Raw genomic sequence first — 3,232 nt, 5'->3', positions numbered from 1 at the left:
GTGCAATGCCGATCGGTACGTTGCCGCCGATCGTCGACAGCGGCGCCGCCGCGGCCACCACCATGAGGACGATGGCGGGCACGCCCAGGTTCCCGCGTAGATGACTTCGACGACCCTCCGGCGTTGCGCTGCGGGGCCTGTCGTCTTCGTTGACAACGTCGGACATGGGGAACCTCCATCTACACGCGGAGTCGCGCATTCGCCGCCTCCGTCGAGTTCCGGGCAAGTGTGCGAGACGGGCGACCCGTCTGCCAGAGGCTTTCGCCATTTTCCAACATCTTGTTGAAACCATCTTGTTGAAACGAGATCGCCGCCGTCACACAGGTTGTTGGAAGGTCGCCGTTTGCCGTTGTCCCGGCCGAGGACTCGGGTCGATGCTGTGTCCGTCACGCAACGAGAGAGGTACGGCGAGTGCCATGCACCTGAACAGCCCCGAGCCCGAGCAGGATCACCGGCTGGGTCGCATTCGCCTGCTCGATCAGCAGCGCGTCAACCTCGACGGGTTCGCCGAGCCCGACCCGGAGTTGGGCATGATCTCGCATCTTTCGCCCCACGACCCGGAACCGTCGTGGGTCGTCGACGATGACGGCACCGTGCTGGAAATGGATTCGACCGCGGTCGCGGACTTCGACACCATCGACGAGTTCGTCGTGCGGTACGCCATCGACCACGCGGAGGCGCCGACGTCGATGGCCATGACCGTGGTCGAGCTGGCCCGTCTCATCGTCGACGCGAGTGTGCCCCGAGAGCAGGTCCTGAAGGTCTGTGCCGGACTGACCCCGGCGAAGATGGCCCGCGTCGTCGCGTCGTTGCATCCCGTCGAGATCCAGATGGCGATGATGAAGATGCGGGCCCGGCGGACGCCCGCCAACCAGGCCCATGTCACGAATCGCCTCGACGACCCGTTGCTGATCGCAGCCGATGCGGCCACCGCCGTGGTGTACGGCTTCCGGGAATTGGAAGCCACCGTCCCGGTTCTCGACGACGCGCCTGCAGTCGCCGTGGGTCTGTTGATCGGCTCCCAGGTGCCCGCCCCCGGTGCGCTCACGCAGTGCTCCGTCGAGGAGGCGCGCGAACTGGAACTCGGTGTGCGCGGTTTGGTCTCGTACGCCGAGACGGTGTCGGTCTACGGCACCGAGCAGGTCTTCACCGATGGTGACGACACTCCGTGGTCAAAGGCATTCTTGACGTCGTCCTACGCGTCTCGCGGGATCAAGATGCGATTGTCCAGCGGGGCGGGCTCCGAAGTGCTCATGGGTCAGGCGGAGCGGAAGTCCATGAACTACCTGGAATCCCGGTGCGTGGCTCTGGCCAAGGGCATCGGCGCGCAGGGCGTGCAGAACGGCGGCATCGACGGCGCCTCGATCACGGCGTCGGTGCCCGGTGGCGTCAAGGAACTGATCGCCGAGAACCTGATGGTCATGCTCCGCGGGCTCGAATCCTGCAGCGGGAACGACACCCTCGTCTCCGAGTCGACGATGCGGCGTACCAGCCGGACGCTGCCGGTGTTGCTGTCCGGGTCGGACTTCATCTTCTCCGGATTCGGCTCGATTGTCGCCTACGACAACATGTTCGGGCCCTCCAACTTCAACGCGGCCGACCTCGACGACTACCTGGTGATGCAACGCGACTGGGGGGTGGACGGTGGGCTGAGGTCCGTCGATCCGACCACGCTTGAGGCCGTGCGCCGACAGGCCGCCGAAGCCACTCGTGCGGTGTTCGAGTATCTCGGGCTTGCCGACTTCGATGACGAACACGTGGAAGCCGTTGTCGGAGCCGAGGGTTCGAAGGACCTTCCTCAAACCGACGGGGTGAAGGTGTTGAGTGCCGCGAGGATGATCGACCAGTCGGGACTCACGGTGCTCGACGTCGTCACCGCGCTCGCCGAGACCGGTTTCACCGACGTGGCCGACCGGGTGCTGGGAATGGCCAGGGCCCGGATCATCGGCGACTACCTGCAGACCGCCGCAATCTTCGACGAGGAGATGAACGTGCTGTCCGCCATGACGGATCCGAACGACTACCAGGGCCCCGGCACGGGATACCGACCGACGGCGGAGCGACAGGCGCAAATCGACGCCGTGCGGCAGGCGCGTTCCGTCACCGATCTGGTCAAGGAGCAGGCGACGTTCGCCGAGCCGGAACGCCTGATCGTGCTCGGTCCCGCCCACGTCGGTGAGGACCCGCGCGAAGTCGTCGTTGGTCTCTCACCGGCGTTCGGCACCAAGCTGTTCCGCACCCTGTCGGGTATGACCATCTACGACGCCCTCGAGCAGGTGCTGGCGGGCCTGGAGGAGGAGCAGTGCGTGCCGCGGCTCGTCCGGATCGCCGACAGCATCGATCTCGGGTCGATCGGCAAGACCGCAGCGCACCTGTCCGGGTCCGGAATCGGAGTGGGCCTGCAAGCCAAGGGCACCACGCTGATCCACCGTCGCGACCTCCCACCGCTGGCCAACCTGGAACTGCTCAGCGTCGCGCCACTGATCACCCCGGACATGTACCGGCTCATCGGCATCAATGCGGGCCGGCACGCCAAGGGGGCCACCCCCGCGCCGATGCGCAACGCCTATACCGACGAGGCGATCACGGCCCGCTACCACACCAGAGTCGTGTCGATGGTCGCCGTCGAGCGCGCTGAATGCCAATACCGCGACGGTGAAGAGCGTCGCCAGAACGTCGACATGGAGTTCAAGCGATGACCGCCCATTCGCACTCGGGCCGCAGCGTCACCGACGTGACCGTCGAGGCCGCATGCAACGGGGAGCTGGCCCTCGACGACATCCGCATCAGCCGCGAGACCCTCCTGGAGCAGGCGGAAAGGGCTGAGCGCACCGGGTCGGTGCAGTTGGCGATGAACCTGCGACGCGCGGCAGAGATGACCGCTCTGAGTTCCGACGACATGCTGGCGGCGTATGAGGCGCTGCGTCCTGGCCGCTCCTCGTTCGCCGAGCTGGAGGAGTTGGCGCAGCGACTCGACGCGCAGTACGCACCCACGTGTGCCGCGCTGGTCCGGGAGGCCGCAATGGTCTATCGGCGGCGCGGCCTGCTGCGATGACCGTCTGGGCCGGTGTCGACATCGGCAACGCCACCACCGAGGTGGTCATCTGCCGAGAGGCCGCCGGACTCGAGGTATTGGCGAGCGTGCGCTCCCCGACGCGAGGCGGCAAGGGCTCTCTGCGGGCGATCCACGGCGCCGCGCAGCTCGTCCGCCGCCTCGCGGACACTCGGGGAC

General features: G+C 66.7%; 2 protein-coding genes and 1 pseudogene. All 3 read left to right on the top strand.

The window, feature by feature from the left end:
- Window positions 1-416: 416 nt before the first annotated feature.
- Window positions 417-2,699 carry a propanediol/glycerol family dehydratase large subunit gene (locus ACRDUX_RS26865; RefSeq protein ID WP_526418235.1) on the top strand — a complete coding sequence of 761 codons (2,283 nt, stop codon included), beginning with the start codon at window positions 417-419 and terminating at the stop codon, window positions 2,697-2,699.
- Entirely contained in the window at window positions 2,696-3,055 is a 360-nt protein-coding gene (locus ACRDUX_RS26860; protein ID WP_526418233.1) for a diol dehydratase small subunit, read from the top strand. Before ACRDUX_RS26865 ends, ACRDUX_RS26860 begins: the two co-directional genes overlap by 4 nt.
- Window positions 3,052-3,232: pseudogene (locus tag ACRDUX_RS26855) on the top strand (diol dehydratase reactivase ATPase-like domain-containing protein); the annotation flags it as partial. The gene ACRDUX_RS26860 and the pseudogene ACRDUX_RS26855, both read left to right, overlap by 4 nt.

Source organism: Mycobacterium sp., from assembly GCF_050701675.1.
Classification (GTDB): domain Bacteria; phylum Actinomycetota; class Actinomycetes; order Mycobacteriales; family Mycobacteriaceae; genus Mycobacterium.
The sequence above is the reverse complement of the archived record's forward strand: the minus strand, read 5'-3'. Positions and strand labels throughout refer to the sequence as shown.